At 70.5% G+C, this 16,426-nt stretch carries 12 protein-coding genes; 7 read left to right on the plus strand and 5 right to left on the minus strand.

Translation table 11 applies throughout. The features are described from left to right. Positions 1-52: 52 nt before the first annotated feature. The gene (gene gabT, locus ABD830_RS11935; protein WP_344986726.1) at positions 53-1,381 is read right to left on the minus strand and encodes a 4-aminobutyrate--2-oxoglutarate transaminase; all 1,329 of its coding nucleotides are present in this window, start codon (positions 1,379-1,381) and stop codon (positions 53-55) included. 91 nt (positions 1,382-1,472) lie between these two features. Here gabT and ABD830_RS11940 point away from each other — a divergent pair, with 91 nt between their 5' ends. Next, complete coding sequence (locus ABD830_RS11940) at positions 1,473-3,314, plus strand: PucR family transcriptional regulator (protein WP_344986727.1); 1,842 nt, start codon at positions 1,473-1,475, stop codon at positions 3,312-3,314. Positions 3,315-3,317: 3 nt separating this feature from the next. On the opposite strand, the gene ABD830_RS11945 is transcribed toward ABD830_RS11940, so the two are convergent. Both ABD830_RS11945 and ABD830_RS11950 read right to left on the minus strand, forming a co-directional pair. Beyond that, positions 3,318-4,823, minus strand: a complete 1,506-nt coding sequence (locus ABD830_RS11945) for a CoA-acylating methylmalonate-semialdehyde dehydrogenase (protein WP_344986728.1) — start codon at positions 4,821-4,823, stop codon at positions 3,318-3,320. Then, positions 4,820-6,100 (minus strand): aspartate aminotransferase family protein, encoded by a 1,281-nt coding sequence (locus ABD830_RS11950; protein WP_344986729.1) that lies wholly within the window; start codon positions 6,098-6,100, stop codon positions 4,820-4,822. Before ABD830_RS11950 ends, ABD830_RS11945 begins: the two co-directional genes overlap by 4 nt. Before the next feature lie 258 nt (positions 6,101-6,358). Between ABD830_RS11950 and ABD830_RS11955 the strand changes: the two genes are divergently transcribed. After that, on the plus strand, positions 6,359-7,057 hold the full coding sequence (locus ABD830_RS11955) for an alternative oxidase (RefSeq protein ID WP_344986730.1): 699 nt from the start codon (positions 6,359-6,361) through the stop codon (positions 7,055-7,057). Here ABD830_RS11955 and ABD830_RS11960 read toward each other — a convergent pair. Further along, positions 7,054-8,505, minus strand: coding sequence for an MFS transporter (locus ABD830_RS11960; RefSeq protein ID WP_344986732.1), 1,452 nt, complete (start codon positions 8,503-8,505; stop codon positions 7,054-7,056). The genes ABD830_RS11955 and ABD830_RS11960 overlap by 4 nt on opposite strands. 55 nt (positions 8,506-8,560) lie before the next feature. Here ABD830_RS11960 and ABD830_RS11965 point away from each other — a divergent pair, with 55 nt between their 5' ends. Genes ABD830_RS11965 through ABD830_RS11980 form a run of 4 tightly spaced genes read left to right on the plus strand, consistent with a single transcriptional unit; the run spans position 8,561 to position 13,730 of the window. Beyond that, the gene (locus ABD830_RS11965; protein WP_344986733.1) at positions 8,561-9,262 is read left to right on the plus strand and encodes a TetR/AcrR family transcriptional regulator; all 702 of its coding nucleotides are present in this window, start codon (positions 8,561-8,563) and stop codon (positions 9,260-9,262) included. Positions 9,263-9,274: 12 nt separating this feature from the next. After that, positions 9,275-10,978 (plus strand): AMP-binding protein, encoded by a 1,704-nt coding sequence (locus tag ABD830_RS11970; protein WP_344986734.1) that lies wholly within the window; start codon positions 9,275-9,277, stop codon positions 10,976-10,978. Positions 10,979-11,035: 57 nt separating this feature from the next. Further along, on the plus strand, positions 11,036-12,652 hold the full coding sequence (locus tag ABD830_RS11975; protein WP_344986736.1) for a PucR family transcriptional regulator: 1,617 nt from the start codon (positions 11,036-11,038) through the stop codon (positions 12,650-12,652). A 52-nt stretch (positions 12,653-12,704) separates the two neighbouring features. Beyond that, positions 12,705-13,730, plus strand: a complete 1,026-nt coding sequence (locus tag ABD830_RS11980; RefSeq protein WP_344986737.1) for a methyltransferase — start codon at positions 12,705-12,707, stop codon at positions 13,728-13,730. On the opposite strand, the gene trpS is transcribed toward ABD830_RS11980, so the two are convergent. Then, positions 13,717-14,679, minus strand: a complete 963-nt coding sequence (trpS, locus tag ABD830_RS11985) for a tryptophan--tRNA ligase (RefSeq protein ID WP_344986738.1) — start codon at positions 14,677-14,679, stop codon at positions 13,717-13,719. The two genes, ABD830_RS11980 and trpS, sit on opposite strands and share 14 nt — an antisense overlap. 255 nt (positions 14,680-14,934) lie before the next feature. Here trpS and ABD830_RS11990 point away from each other — a divergent pair, with 255 nt between their 5' ends. Then, complete coding sequence (locus tag ABD830_RS11990) at positions 14,935-16,404, plus strand: phosphodiester glycosidase family protein (protein ID WP_344986739.1); 1,470 nt, start codon at positions 14,935-14,937, stop codon at positions 16,402-16,404. The last annotated feature ends 22 nt before the right edge of the window (positions 16,405-16,426 follow it).

Genomic DNA, 16,426 nt, shown 5'->3' on the forward strand with positions numbered 1-16,426 from the left:
CAAAATCGGGCATCCAGCCGCAAGCCGGATGCCCGATTGGTGGGGGTTTCCTCTAGAGTTCGGCGATCGCCTTCTCCAGGATGCCGAGGCCCTCCTCGAGCAGGTGCTCGGGGATGACGAGCGGAGGCAGGAAGCGCAGCACGTTGCCGTACGTGCCTGCCGTCAGCACCAGCAGGCCCTCGGCGTGGCAGCGCTTGACGACCTCCTGCACGGCGGTGGGGTTCGGCTCCTTGGTGCCCGGCTCGACCAGCTCGATCGCGATCATCGCGCCGCGGCCGCGGACGTCCCCGATCACACCGAAGCGCTCCTGGAGCGCCTTGAGCCGGGGCAGCATGATCTCGCCGATGCGGCGGGCCTTCGCGACCAGGTCCTCCTCCTCAATGGTCTCGAGTACGCCGAGCGCGGCCTCGCAGGCCAGGGGGTTGCCGCCGTACGTGCCGCCCAGACCGCCGACGTGCACCCTGTCCATGATCTCCGCGCGCCCGGTCACGGCGGCCAGCGGCAGACCGCCCGCGATGCCCTTGGCGGTGGTGATGATGTCGGGTACGACGCCCTCGTCCTCGCAGGCGAACAGGTCGCCCGTCCTGGCGAAGCCGGTCTGCACCTCGTCGGCCACGAACACGATGCCGTTGGCCCGGCAGAACTCCGCGATCCGCGGCAGGAAGCCCCGGGCCGGCACGATGAAGCCGCCCTCGCCCGCGATCGGCTCGATCACCACGGCGGCCACGTTGTCGGGCCCGATCTGCTTGGTGATCAGGTCGATGGCCTCCGCCGCGGCCTCCTCGGCGCAGTTCTCGGGGCCGGTCGGCCAGCGGTACGGGTACGCCAGCGGCACCCGGTACACCTCGGGCGCGAAGGGGCCGAAGCGGTGCTTGTACGGCATGTTCTTGGCCGTCAGCGTCATGGTGAGCAGCGTGCGGCCGTGGTAGCCGTGGTCGAACACGACGACGGCCGGCCTGCCGGTGGCGTGCCTGGCGATCTTGACGGCGTTCTCGACGGCCTCGGCGCCCGAGTTCACCAGGAACGTGCGCTTCTCGTGGTCGCCCGGCGTCAGCTCGTTCAGCTTCTCGCACACCCGGACGTACGACTCGTACGGGGTGACCATGAAACACGTGTGGGTGAAGTCGGCGACCTGCTTCTGGACGCGCTCCACGACCTTGGGGGCGGCGTTGCCGACGTTCGTCACGGCGATGCCGGAGCCGAAGTCGATCAATGAGTTCCCGTCGGCGTCCTGCACGACTCCCCCGCCGGCGCGGGTGACGAAGACCGGCAGCGTGGTGCCGATGCCGGGCGGTACGGCGGCCTGCTTGCGGGCCAGCAACTCCTGCGACTTGGGGCCTGGGATCGCGGTCACGACGCGCCGCTCCTGGGGAATGCTCATGGCTCGACGCTACGGCGGGCTCTCACCTGCGCCGATACGTCGATATGTACCATTGAACTGGTCGTCTTTGCCAGAATGGACAAAAATCCGCATGCCGCCTCCGCTCCACACCGTCATACGCCGCATGGGCCTCCAGCCGGTGGCCGGCATCCTTGGCGGTGTGGGCCGGCTGGACGCGGTGGTGCGGTGGGTCGCGGTCAGCGAGCTGGCGGACCCGACGCCGTACCTGGAGGGCGGGGAACTCCTTCTCACCACAGGCATGCGGATGGAAGGCGACCAGTCCCAGTATGTCGCCCGCCTGGTCGCCCGCGGCGTAGCGGGGCTCGGTTTCGGCGTCGGCGTCTCGCACGAGGAGGTGCCGCCCGCCCTGGTCGCGGCCGCCGACGAGGCCGGTCTGCCGCTGCTGGAGGTGCCGCGCGAGACCCCGTTCATCGCGGTCGGCAAGGCGGTCAGCGAGCTGCTGGCGGCCGAGCAGTACGAGGAGATCACCCGCGCCTTCGCCGCCCAGGGCCGCCTGACGCGGGCGGCGCTCCGGCCGGAGGGCATGCACGCGGTCATCGACCGGCTCGCCAAGGAGGTCGGCGGCTGGGCGGCGCTGTTCGACGAGTCGGGCGAGGTCCGCCACGCCTCCCGCGGCGCCCACACGGACGCCGTCGTCGCCGAGCTCACCCGCCTCCGCACGGGCCGCCCCCCGGCCGGGCATGGTGACCGCCGCGGCCCCGGACACGTCGGGGACGAGGACCACGGCGATACCGCGCACGTCCGCGATGGTGCCGCCCATGAGGACGGGAGCATTACACAGGACGCGACGCCCGAAGGTGTGGGCATCGCACGCACCACCCGCGACACGACGCACGCACGACGGGGCGCCGCCGCGGGCGCGGCCGGCGGCGGGACGCGTGCGAGCGGAGGCGGGACGCGGACGGGCGGGCTCCCCGCACCTGGACCCGGAGGAGCCGCTGAGCGCGCGGGTGGGGGTGCCGGGCGAGCCGGCTGGGGTGCCGGGCGGGCGGGGCCGTTGCCTGCCAGCCTGGCGCTGTCGGGTCCCGGTGAGCACATCGTGGTGCAGCCACTGGGCGGAGGGGCGCGTCCGCGCGGATTCTTCGCCGTCGGCGCCCAGGAGCCCTTCTCGCCGGTCACCCACACAGTGATCAACGCCGCGGGGTCCCTGCTCACCCTGGCCATGGAGCAGGGCAGGACCCAGCTCAACGCCGTTCGGCGGGCCCGCTCCGCCGTACTGCAGCTGCTGCTGGCCGGTGAGAAGGAGCGGGCGCGGGCGGTGCTGAGGCCACTCGGCGGGTGGCTGCCCGAGGAGCCGTTGGCGGTGCTGGCGGCCGACGCCGACGCGCTGGAGGCCCTGGAGTCGCACGCGTTCGCGGCGCTGCTCGATGACGACGCGCCGGGCTCCCTGGCCGTGGCGCTGACGGACAGCACGACGGCGGACAGCATGACGGCGGACGGCATGACGGCGGACAGGGCGGCGCTGGAGCCGGAGGTGCCCGTGGGTGTCAGCCTGCCGTGCCGTTACGCCCCTGAGGCCCTGCACGGCGCGCTGGACCAGGCGAGGCGCGCGCTGGAGGCCGCCAGAGGCGGCGGCCACGACTTGCGAGCGGGCGCGGGGCGGGTGGTGCGGTTCGGGGAACTGGCCGGGCAGGGCCTGATCGGGCTGCTCGACCAGACCGTCGTGCAGGCGTTCGCGGCGGCGCTGCTGGCCCCCCTCACCGCGTACGGCTCCAAACCCGACCTGGTCGGGTCGCTCCGCGCGTACCTGGACAGCAACGGCCACTGGGACGCGGCGGCGCAGCGGCTCGGCGTGCACCGCCACACCCTGCGCTACCGCATGAAACGCGTCACCGAGCTGCTGGGCCGCGACCTGGACGACCCCGGAGTGCGAGCCGAGCTCTGGCTCGCACTCGAGGCCACCCGTCGATGACGGTCACTTGTTGGTGGGGAAGCCCAGGTTCACGCCGCCGTGGGAGGGGTCGAGCCAGCGCGAGGTGACGACCTTGCCGCGGGTGTAGAAGTGCACGCCCTCGGTGCCGTGCACGTGCGTGTCGCCGAAGAGCGAGGACTTCCAGCCGCCGAAGCTGTAGAAGGCCATCGGCACCGGGATGGGCACGTTGATGCCGACCATGCCGACCTCGACCTCGTTCTGGAAGCGCCTGGCGGCGCCGCCGTCGTTGGTGAAGATCGCGGTGCCGTTGCCGTACAGGCCGCCGTTGATGATCTCCAACCCCTCCTCGTACGAGGAGACCCGCACGATCGACAGGACCGGCCCGAAGATCTCGTCCTCGTGCGTGCGCGAGCCCGGCGGGACGTGGTCTAGCACGGTCGGGCCGAGCCAGAAGCCGGGCGTCTCCGCGGCCTTGCCGCCGCCGAGCACGGCCGTCTCGCGGCCGTCCACGACCAGCTTGGCGCCCTCCTCGACGCCGAGGTCAAGGTAGGAGGCGACCTTGTCACGGTGCACCTCGGTGACGAGCGGTCCCATCTGGGACTTCGGGTCGTCGCCCGGGCCGATCACCAGCCCGTCGACCCGCTCGACGATCTTCTGTACGAGCTCGTCGCCGATCGGGTCGACGGCCAGCACGACGGAGATCGCCATGCACCGCTCACCCGCCGAGCCGAACCCCGCCGACACGGCCGAGTCGGCCACCAGGTCGAGGTCGGCGTCGGGGAGGACGAGCATGTGGTTCTTGGCGCCGCCGAGTGCCTGCACGCGCTTGCCGTGCGAGGTGCCGGTCTCGTAGACGTACCTGGCGATCGGGGTGGAGCCGACGAACGACACGGCCCGCACGTCGGGGTGCTCGAGCAGCCGGTCCACGGCAACCTTGTCGCCCTGCACGACGTTGAACACGCCGTCGGGCAGCCCGGCCTCCTTCCACAGCCGCGCCATGAGCAGGGACGCCGACGGGTCCTTCTCCGACGGCTTGAGCACGAACGCGTTCCCGCACGCGATCGCGACCGGGTACATCCACATCGGCACCATGGCCGGGAAGTTGAACGGCGTGATCCCGGCCACGACACCCAGCGGCTGGCGGATCGAGTAGGAGTCGACCCGGGTCGAGACACCCTCGGAGAAGCCGCCCTTGAGCAGGTGGGGAATCCCGCAGGCGAACTCCACGACCTCCAGGCCCCGGGCCACCTCGCCGAGCGCATCGGAGTGGACCTTGCCGTGCTCGGAGGAGATCAGCGCGGCCAGCTCGTCGCGGTGGGCGTACATGAGCTCGCGGAAGCGGAACAGCACCTGTGACCGCTTGACCAGCGACGCGTCCCGCCAGGCGGGGAAGGCCGCGACGGCGGCCGCCACGGCCGCGTCCACGTCGGCCGCGGAGGCGAGGGCCACGTGGCCGCTGACCTCGCCGGTCGCCGGGTTGTAGAGCGCCGCGGTGCGGGCGTCGCCGTCCGCGAGGGCTCCGTTGATCCAATGGTTGACGGACTTCACTGGGCGGCTGCCTCCGCGTCGATGGTTTCCAGAGCGGTCACGATGATGCCAAGACCCTCGACGGCCTCGTCCACCGTGAGGGTGAGGGGCGGGGCCATGCGGATCGCGGTCCCGTACAGGCCGCCCTTGCCCGCCAGCAGCCCCGCCTTCTTGGTCTCCTCCATGAAGCGGGCGGCCTGCGCGGGGCTCTCCAGCTCGACGGCGAACATCAGGCCCTTGCCGCGCACGTCCTTGACCACGGGCAGCCGCTTGGCGGCCTCCTTGAGGCCGTTGATGATGATCTCGCCGGTACGCGCGGCGTTGGCCTGCAGGTCGTGGTCGAGCACGTAGTCAAGGGTGGCGTTGGCGGCGGCCATCGAGACGGGGTTGCCGCCGAACGTGGCCAGGCCCACGGCGTGCGGAGCGTCCATCAGGTCGCCGCGCGCCACGACGCCGCCGACGGCGAAGCCGTTGCCGAGCCCCTTGGCGAACGTCATCATGTCGGGGGTCACGCCGTGGTTCTGGATGCCGAAGAACGCGCTGCCGGTGCGGCCCCAGCCGGTCTGCACCTCGTCGGAGATGAACAGGATGCCCTGCTCGTCCAGGACCTCCTTGTACGCGGCGAACAGCCCGTCGGGGGCCATCGTGAACCCGCCCACGCCCTGGATCGGCTCGGCGATCAGCGCGGCCACGTCGTTGGAGACCGCGGTGGCCAGCACGTGGCGCAGGTCCTCCACGCACGCCTGGATGTAGTCGGCGTCCGACATGCCCTTGAACGGGGTGAGGTGCCGGTCGGCGCCGTGCAGGAACTGCACGTTGAGCGGGGAGAGCGAGTTGTTCTTCCAGGCGCGGTTCGAGGTGACGCCGATCGTGCCGAAGCTGCGCCCGTGATAGCTCTGCCGCATGGCGAGCACCTGGTCGCTCTTGCGCGCGTACGTGGCCAGGAGCAGGGCGGTCTCGTTGGCCTCGGTGCCGGAGTTGGTGAAGAAGACCTTGGCGTCAGGGATGCCGGAGAGCCGCGCGATCTTCTCGGCCAGCTCGATCTGGCCGCGCAGCAGGTAGACGGTGCTGGTGTGCACCACGCCGGAGGCGATCTGGCGTTCGACGGCCTCGCGCACCTCGGGCACGTCGTACCCGATCATGTTGGTCAGGATGCCGGCGAAGAAGTCCAGATAGCTCTTGCCGTCCGCGTCGATGACGCGGTTGCCCTTGCCGCTGACGATCTCGATGGGCTCGTTGTAGTTGAGTGCCAACCAGTTGGGCATCACTGCCCGGTGGCGCGCGAGAAGCTCCGACATGTCACCGAGTATCCCTTTTTCCTTCCGCACACTCCCACCTCACACTGTCGGCACAGGGGAAAAATCCCTTACACCTTGCAAAGTACCCGTCCCACGGATGCGACGCCCCCTAGGGGATTTCCCGTCCGCCTGGAGGTGTACGCCGGGCCAGGCCGGTACGCCGCGGGAGGCACGGCGAATGCCCACTGGCGGCCGACGACCGGGGCCATGCCGGTCGACCACCATCGGATCATCCAGAAACACGAAGGAGTGACCGAGATGACCGTCACGATCGACCGCCGCCCCGAAACACCCTCCGGCCCGCCCAAGCTCGACCGCGACCAGCTCCGCCGGGCCCAGCAGGACACGCTGGACACCCCGCGCATGCGCTACAGCCTGCTGGCCAAGATGATGTTCAAGCCGGTGGACCTCATGTACGGCGAGAAGGGCTCGTACACGAAGTTCGCCATGCTGGAGATCATCGCCCGCGTGCCGTACCAGGCGTGGGAGCGCATGGGCTATTGGGCCGTGCACCGCCACCGGGGACGCTCGGCGCTGGCCAGAAGGGTCTTCGAGCGGATCGTGGAGGCCCGGGCCGACCAGGACAACGAGCAGTGGCACCTGCTGATCCTGCAGGACCTCGTGCAGCGGACCGGACAGCGGCAGAACTGGCTCCTGCACCGGGCCGCCCCGTGGCTGATCGCGTTCTTCTACTACCACGTGTCCTGGGTGCTGTTCCTGGTCAGGCCGGAGTGGAGCTACCGCCTGAACGCGGAGTTCGAGGACCACGCCGAGCACGAGTACATGACCTTCGTGGCCGAGAACCCGGAGCTCGAGTTCGTGCCCGACCCCGGCACGTACGCCGCCGAGTACGGCCACTATCGCTCGGTGGCCGACCTGCTCAGGCAGATCGGCCACGACGAGCGCACCCACAAGCTCGACAGCCTGGAGAGCATGCGGGAGCCCCGTGTCCGCTAGACCCCGCTGCTCTCCGGCACCGGCACCGGAGCCGCGACCGGGCGCAGGACGGCCACCGCGAGCAGCGCGGCGGCCACGCAGAAGGCGGCCCCGACCCACGAGCCCAGGTGCATGGCCGACGTGAACGCCTGGTTGCCGGCCTCGGCGAACCCCGTCAGATGCGCGCCGCCGATCGACTCCCTGGCGGCGGCGGGCAGGTCGGCCGGCATCTGCGAGGTGTACTGCCCGGCCAGCACGCTGCCCAGGATCGCGATGCTCAGCGCCATGCCCACCTGCTGGACGGTGTCGTTGAGCGCCGAGCCGACGCCGGCGTGCTCCACGGGGATCGCGCCCATGAGCGAGGAGTACGCGGACGGCCCGGCCAGCCCGGCGCCCATACCCATGATCACCAGGCCCGTGAGGAGCGGGAGGTATCCGGTGGTCGTGGCCATGACGGCGAAGCCGCCGGCCATCACCAGCAGCCCCAGCCCCACCAGCACCCGGTTGCTCGCCTTCTTGCCCAGCCCGGCGCCCACGCCGTTGAAGATCGCGGCGGCCACGGCATAGGGCAGCATGGCCAGGCCCGCCTGCATCGCCCCATACCCCAGCACGAACTGCAGGTACTGGGTCAGCATCAGCAGCACGGCGCCCGCCCCGAACGCCATCAGCAGGATCGAGAACGACGCGCCGCTGAAGTTGCGGTTGGCGAACAGGTGCAGCGGCAGCATCGGCTGCGTCTGCCTGCGCTCCCAGACCACGAACGCGCCCAGGGCGACGACCGCGATCGCGATGCCGATCACGTTCCATTCGCGCTCGATGATGACGTACACGGCCGACGTCAGTCCCACCGTCGACAGCACCACGCCGACGGGGTCGATCTTCCGCCCGCTGCTGCGGGTCTCGGGCATGAGCACGACGGCGGCCACGATCGCCACGGCCGCGATCGGGATGTTCAGCAGGAAGACCGAGCCCCACCAGTAGTGCTCCAGCATGAAGCCGCCGAGCGTCGGGCCGGACACCATGCCGACCAGGGCCACCGCGCTCCAGGCCGCCATCGCCTTGCGCCGCTCCTCCTCGTCGAAGACGGTCATCAGGATCGACAGCGTCGAGGGCATGAGGAGCGAGCCGCCGACGCCCATCAGTGCGCGGGCGCCGATGAGCTGCCACGGCTCGGAGACGAGCACGGCCACCAGGGACGCGCCGCCGAAGAACGCCAGGCCGATGATGAGGAACAGCCTGCGGCCGTACTTGTCGGACAGGCTGCCCGAGGTGAGCAGCAGTCCTGCGTAGGCCAGCACGTACGCGTCGATGATCCACTGAATGTCCGACGGGCTCGCGCCCATCTCCTTGTTCAGCGAGGGGATGGCGAGGTTGAGGACGGTGTTGTCCACGACAAGCACCAGCAGCGCCAAGCAGAGCACGCCGAGGATCCACCATCGGCGTGGGTCTCGTACGGTGTTCGAGTTCACTCGCACACCGTATGGCATTCCTCGTACAGTGTGCGAGTGCATTTATCCTTGAAGGATGACAGGCAAGCAGTTCACCTCCGTGTGGCTCCGCGAGCCGCGCAAGGCCACGAGCCCCGGGCTCAGCCGTGAGGAGATCGTCAGAGCCTCCATCGAGCTGCTCGACGCGGAGGGCCTGGCGGGGCTGAGCATGCGCAAGCTGGGCGCGAAGCTGGGCGCGGGCGCCACCAGCATCTACTGGTACGTCGCCCACAAGGATGAGCTGCTGGAGCTGGTCTACGACGAGGTGTGGGGCGAGATGAGATTGCCTGAGCCCGAGGACGTGGGCTGGCGTGACGCGGCCTCGACCCTGGCCTACAGCATGCGCCAGGTGATGCTGCGCCATCCGTGGTCTGCCGACCTCCTCGGCCGCCTGCCCGCACTTGGCCCCAACGCGATGCGGGTGGCCAGCGGAATGCGCAGGATGTTTAGAATGGCCGGGTTCGAGGGGATGGACGTCGACTACGCCGGCAGCACGCTCACCGCCTACGTCTACGGCAAGACGCTGCCGGAGATCGCCTGGAACACCTCGATGTCCGCCCATGAGTACGACCCCGACGAGATGCGCAACATGGTCGTCACGGCGGCCCGTGACTACCCCGACATGCTGGAAGGCCTGGACATGTCCGCCTACGACGACGTGAGCGCCATCCAGGCGGTCGCCTTCGATTTCGGGCTGGTGTCGGTGCTCGACGGCCTTGAGCGGCGGCTGCCGGCGTAGCAGGATCCGGGCATGAGCCATTTCCGTGCCGCCCGCGATTTCTTGCTCCACGCCGACGCTGCCACCGCCCGCCGCGACTTCCGCTGGCCGGAGCTCACGGAGTTCAACTGGGCGCTCGACTGGTTCGACGGGGTCCTGGCCGCCGAGACGCCGGACGCCGTCGCGCTCAAGATCGTGGGGGCGAGCAGCGCCCGCTACACGTTCGCCGAGCTGTCGGCCCGCTCCAACCAGGTCGCGAACTGGCTGCACCTGCAGGGTGTGCGCCGGGGCGACCGGATCCTGCTCATGCTGGGCAACCAGGCCGAGCTGTGGGAGTCGCTGCTGGCCGCGATGAAGCTGGGCGCGGTCGTCATCCCCGCCACGACGCTGCTGACGGCCAAGGACATCGCCGAGCGCATCGCCCGGGGCCGCGTCTCCCACGTGATCGCCGACGCCGCCGACGCGGGGAAGTTCAGGTCCGGCGAGTACACGAAGATCGCTGTGGGCGACGCCTACAACTGGCTGCCGTACCACGAGGCGTACGAGGAGAGCGAGCGCTTCGTCCCCGACGCCCCGACGCGGGCCGGCGACACGCTGCTGCTCTACTTCACCTCGGGCACGACCTCGCAGCCCAAGCTGGTCGAGCACACCCACGCCTCCTATCCGGCCGGGCACCTGTCGACGATGTTCTGGATCGGGCTCAGGCCCGGCGACGTGCATCTCAACGTGTCCTCGCCGGGGTGGGCCAAGCACGCGTGGAGCAACGTCTTCGCCCCCTGGAACGCCGGCGCCACCGTGCTGATCCACGACTACCGCCGCTTCTCCGCCCCGGCGCTGCTCGAGGTGCTGCGGGACGAGCAGGTCACCACGTTCTGCGCGCCGCCGACCGTCTGGCGGATGCTCATCCAGGAGGAGCTGGCGGCGTGGCAGCGGCGAACGATCAGGCCCGAGAGCGGTAGCTCGCGTGACCAGCGAGGGCCAAGTGAGCGCGACCATGAATCGCACTTGCCCCTGCGTACGGCGGTGGCCGCCGGCGAGCCGCTCAACCCCGAGATCATCGACCAGGTGGCCAAGGCGTGGGGCATCACGATCAGGGACGGCTACGGCCAGACCGAGACCACCGCGCAGATCGGCAACGCGCCGGACGAGCCGGTCAGGCCGGGGTCGATGGGCCGTCCGCTGCCCGGCTACGACGTGGTGCTCCTCGACCCGGTCACCGGTGAGCCCGGGGACGACGGCGAGATCTGCCTGCCGCTGGACGACCGCCGCCCCCTAGGCCTCATGTCCGGATATGTCGGTGGATCGAGTGACGCGATGCGCGCCGGCTTCTATCACACCGGCGACGTCGCCACCCGCGACCAGGACGGCTACATCACCTACGTGGGCAGGACCGACGACGTCTTCAAGGCCTCCGACTACCGCATCTCGCCGTTCGAGCTGGAGAGCGTGCTGCTGGAGCATGAGGCCGTGGCCGAGGCGGCGGTGGTGCCCGCCCCCGATCCGGTACGCCTGGCCGTACCGAAGGCCTATGTGACGCTCGCGCCCGGGTTCGAGCCGGACGAGGCGACCGCGCGGTCGATCTTCGAGCACTGCCGCAGGGAACTGGCCCCCTACAAGCGGGTGCGGCGGCTGGAGTTCGACGAGCTGCCCAAGACGATCTCCGGCAAGATCCGCCGGGTGGAGCTGCGGGTGCGCGAACCTCGGAGGGAATACCGGGAGGAGGACCTCGGCCAGTGACAAAGCGTAAATGGCCCCATGGCCGTTCTTACATTCTGATCGGCTAGGCTCTGCCCCGTGTTGCCCACCATCGCCGACGTCCTCGCACTGGAGACCGTACGCCGGGGCAGCCCGCGTGTGGTCGCGGGCGCCGACCGGCTCGACTCCAAGGTGCGGTGGGTGCACGTCGGCGAGATCGCCGACATCGCCCACCTCCTGCGCGGAGGGGAGCTGGTGCTCACCACGGGCGTCGCGCTGCCCGAGGACCCGGAGAAGCTCGCCGACTACATCGGCGAGCTCTCCTCTGTCGGCGCCTCCGGGCTCATCGTGGAGCTGGGCCGCAGGTTCGTCCGCGAGCTGCCCCGTGCCGTGGTCAAGTCGGCCGAGGAGCACGGGCTGCCGGTCATCGTGCTGACCCGCGAGACGCCGTTCGTGCAGATCACCGAGTCCGTCCACTCCCGGATCATCGACATCCAGCTGGAGGAGCTGCGGGCCTCCGAGCAGCTCCACGAGGTCTTCACCGAGCTGTCGGTCGAGGGCGCCTCGCCCGCCGAGGTGCTCGCCCAGGTGTCCAGGCTCTCCAACCGGCCCGTGCTGCTGGAGAACCTCGCGCACCAGGTGCTGGCCTGCGAGTCCGCCGGTCGCGACGCCGGCGCGCTGCTGGCCGGCTGGGAGGCCAGGTCCCGGGCGGTGGCCCCGTCGGAGCGCACCGCGTACGACACCGCCTCCGGATGGCTGGTCACCACGGTCGGGGCACGCGGGCAGGACTGGGGGCGGCTGATCCTGATCTGCGACTCGCCGCCGACGCCGCGCGACATGGTGCTGGCCGAGCGCGCCGCCACGACCCTCGCCCTGGGGCGTCTGCTGGAGCGCCACCAGGAGTCACTCGAACGCCAGGCGCACGGCACGATCATCACCGGCATCCTGACCCACGCCTACGCCGACCCCGACGAGGCCGCCGCCCGCGCCCGCGCCGTCGGCGTGCCGCTCACCGGCCGCAAGCTGATCAGCGTGGTCATCAGGCCGACCGAGCCGGCCGACCAGGCGCTCGACGGTCAGGCGCAGCTCGGCGAGCTGGCCGAGGCCACCGCCGCCGCCTGCCGCGACATCCGCCTGCCCGCCCTGGTCGGCGCGCTCGACCAGGAGCGGGTGGGAATCCTGCTGCCCCTCCCGCCACGCAGCCAGGCCGAGCCCGCGCTGACCGCGCTCTCCGAGCGACTGCGGGTGCTCTGGCGGCCGGGGTCCTCCTTCGTGCTGGCGGCCGGCTCGATGGTGGAGTCCATCAGGGACGTACGGCGGAGCTTCCTCGAGGCCGAGCAGGTGGCCGACGTGGCCGTCCGCCAGCCGGACGGCCGGGCCTTCTACCGGCTGCCGGACCTGCGCCTGCGCGGCCTGCTGCACCTGCTGCGCGACGACGCCCGGCTGCAGACGTTCGCGGAGCGGGAGCTCGGGCCGCTGCTGGCGCACGACGCGCAACGGGGCGGCGACCTGACGCGGATCCTGCGCATCTACCTCGACGCGGGGCGCAACAAGGCGGTCGCCGCGCAGAAGGCCCATCTGTCCAGGCCCGCCTTCTACGACCGGCTGCGCCGCCTCGAACGCATCCTGGACACCGACCTCGACGACGTCGAGTCGTGCATGTCGCTCCACGTGGCCCTGCTGGCCCTGGAGTCCTTCCGCCGCGAACCCCGCTGACGCCCGCGGACACCACCGGCGCGGGGGCGCCTGCCCGGTTAACGTCGCAAGTGTGCCCCTCTTCTTCAACGCCCTTGAGGCGGCGGCTCACCGGCTGTCGCTCGTGCCTCCGATGTTCGACTACTTCGGCGCTTTAGGCCTGCACACGCTCCTCGCGGCGGCCAGGATGGGCGTCTTCGACGCCCTGCGCGAACGCCCGTCCACCGGCGGGGAGCTCGCCGCCGCGCTGCAGCTCGACCCCCGCTCCACGGACATGCTGTTACGCGCCCTGGCCGGGCTCGGCTACCTGCGTGCCAGGCGCGGCCGGTACGGCCTGACCCGCGCGTCTCGGCTGTGGTTCGTGACCGGCTCGCCGACGTCGCTGGTGGCGGGGCTGGAGTTCTGGGAGCGTACCGCGTTCGTGATCTGGCCCAGGCTGGAGAAGGCGGTACGTGACGGGGCTCCCGCCACGTCCTTCTACGCCCTGCTGGAGGGCGACCCGGATCTGTCCCGGTCGTTCCAGGCGTGGACGGCGGCGCTGGCCAGACAGCAGGCCCCGGCGGCAGCCCGGGCCATCCCGCTGCCGCGCGGCGCCAGGCGGGTGCTGGACGTGGGCGGCGGCCACGGCGAGTTCAGCGTGGAGCTGCTGCGGCGGCACCCCCGGCTGCACGCCACGGTGATGGACCTGCCGCAGGCGCTCGAGGCCGCCGCCGGCCACCCCCGGCTCACCGCGCGCGCCGGATCGTTCCTGGACGACGACCTGGGCGAGGGGTACGACGTCGTCCTGCTGTTCAACATCGTGCACGGCCTGGACGACCAGGACGCGGCCGCACTCCTGCGGAGAGTGGCCGCCGCGCTCAACCCCGGAGGGACGATCGTGGTGGGCGAGCAGTTCGGGGACAGCGTCATGCCGGGCCGGTCCAGCCGCACCCTGCTGCGCCTGCTCGACCTGAACTACCTGGCCACGGCGGGCGGCAGAGTGCGGGACTTCCGGGAGGTGTCTCACCTGCTCCGGGCGGCGGGCTTCCGCCGGCCCCGGCACCGGCGCCCGTTGCGCGCCGTGCCCACCGAACTGGCCATCGCCCTCAGAAACCCATAGCGGCCCGTACCTCCTCGAGCGTCGCGACCGCCCGCTCCCGCGCCTTCTCATTGCCGGCGGCCAGGATGGCTCTCACATCTGTCTCGGCGAGCTCGGCGCGGCGTTTCCTGATCGGCCGCAGGAACTCGTTGACCGCCTCGGTGGCCAGGCCCTTCAGCGCGGCGGCGCCGCCGTTCCCGATCTCCTCGGCGATGTCCTGCGGTGGGCGACCGAGACAGAGTCCGGCCAGCGTGAGGAGGTTCGCCACCTCGGGACGGTGCGTCTCGTCGAACGTGATCAGCCGGTCGGAGTCCGTGCGGGCTTTGCGGATGAGGGCGGCCGTCTCGTCCTCGGTGGCCGACAGGGCGATCGCGTTGCCGCGGCTCTTGCTCATCTTGCCGCCGTCGAGGCCCTTGAGCATCGGCCGCTCGCCCATCATGGCCTCGGGCAACGGGAACACCTCGCCGTACCGCTCGTTGAAGCGGCGCGCCACCAGCCGAGTGACCTCCACGTGCGGAAGCTGGTCCTTGCCGACCGGCACCAGCGTGCCCTTGCAGAACAGGATGTCGGCCGCCTGGTGCACGGGATAGGTGAACATCAGGCCGCTCACCGCCGCCTGCGAGCTGTGCGCGATCTCGTCCTTGACCGTGGGGTTGCGGCTCAGCTCGGACACCGACACCAGGCTGAGGAACGGCAGCAGCAGCTGGTTCAGCTCGGGGATCGCGCTGTGCTGGAAGATCGTGACCTTGTCCGGGTCGATCCCGATCGCGAGGTAGTCGAGGAGCAACTCGGTGATGTTGCGCTGGATCTCGCCGGGCAGGTCCCGGTCGGTGATCACCTGATAGTCGGCGATCAGCACATACATCGGGTACGTGTCCTGCAGGCGTACCCGGTTGGCGAGCGAGCCGAAGTAGTGGCCAAGATGCAGCGGCCCGGTCGGGCGGTCACCGGTGAGCACGACGTCGTTCATTCTGGTCTCTCCTTGAGGTCGTGCCGTCTCAGGGAGGACCCGCACGCTTAGAGGGCCGTCCCGGGGACGGCCACGCATGGGGAATTCAGCGGCCGTCTGTCGGCCGCCACCACATGCTGATGCGTGTCATACGCGGATTGTATCCGGTGCGATGTCAATCTTGTAACCTCTTCGGCCGATTAGCGCGTTCGGCTGCCCCGAAGACCATGATCTCGTCACTATGGTGCGGTCCCTGTTCCGCCCTCTGGAGAATCCATGTCTCGACGCACCCTCGCCGGCGGCCTGGCCATAGCCGCCACCCTCACGCTCACCCCTCTGCCCGCCACCGCGGAGCAGGCGTCGGTGGCGTTCCCGTCGGCCAAGTTCCCGCTGGGCGACCGGCCCGTGCCGACGAAGACAGCGACCGCCGTCACCCAGGGTATCGACCTGTACGACGTGAAGGCCGGCACGTCGACCGACGGCTACACGGTGACCGTGCTGATGCCGAGCGGCCGCGACTACGGGATGCAGTCGACCGCGGAGACCAAGGCCGCCGAGGTGGAGGCCGCCGGGGAGACCCCCAGCGTGCAGAAGGTGATCCGGCCGAGCGTCGCCGACGCCCCCATCCAGACCGTGTACATGGTCAGGGTCGGCCTCTGGTCCCTCGAGGACAAGAAGAAGGCCGAGGAGACGGCCAAGAAGCTCAAGGACGCGGGGCTGAAGGTCAAGGTCGACTACCTCGGCGACGACGGCCTCAAGACCACCGGCCCCTGGGACGTCAAGGTCGTGATGATCGACGCCCGGACGTTCCGCGGCTCGTACGTCTCCTCGCTCGGTACCAGCGTGGCCAAGCGGGAGACCGTCTCCTCGATGGCCAAGGCCAAGCACGCGCTCGTCGGGGTCAACGGCGGCTTCTTCAACATCCACACCGACAAGGCGCTGCGCGGCGAGCCCGTCGGCGCGTCGGTGGTCGCCGGCAAGCTGCTCAGCGAGGCCGTCCCCGGCCGCTCGGCCGTGATCCTCAAGGGCCACACCGCCAAGGTCACAGAGTTGCGGACGACCGTCACCGCGACCTCCCAGGACGGCCAGAAGACCGAGGTCAACGGCGTGAACCGGGCCGTCGCGACGGACGAGCTGGTGCTCTACACGGAGGAGTACGGAGCCAAGACGCCCGCCGGCGGGACCGACGCCGTGCTCGACGCCAACGGCAAGGTCCTCGGCCTGCGGGAGTCAGGCGCCGCGGTGGCCGCGGGAACGCGGGTGCTGCACGGCAACGGCCTGGCCGCCGACTGGCTCCACGAGCACGCCTTCCAGGACTGGACGGTCAAGGTCGACACCAAGGTCGTGGACCTGCGCACCAACCAGGCGCTCAAGCTGACCCCGGACCTGTACGTGATCGCGGGCAACGTCGGCCTGGTGCGCAACGGCCAGGTGAAGATCACCGCCAAGCGCGACGGCCACGACTCCGTGAACATGATCCTCCGCCGTCACCCGCGCACCCTCCTCGGTGTCACCGCCAACGGCAGCCTCATCCTGGCCACCGTCGAAGGCCGCAACCCCGGGGTGAGCGTCGGGGCGAACTTCCAAGAGGCGGCCGAGTTCATGCGCTGGCTGGGCGCCAAGCAGGCCGTCAACCTGGACGGTGGCGGCTCGACGGCGATGGTGGTCCGCGACAAGCTGGTCAACCGGCCCTCGGACGGCGTGGAGCGCGGCGTCGGTGACGCCCTCCTGGTCCTGCCGCATTGACGCGCTCCCCGGCAAACGCCAG

This window comes from Nonomuraea helvata, from assembly GCF_039535785.1.
GTDB lineage: Bacteria > Actinomycetota > Actinomycetes > Streptosporangiales > Streptosporangiaceae > Nonomuraea > Nonomuraea helvata.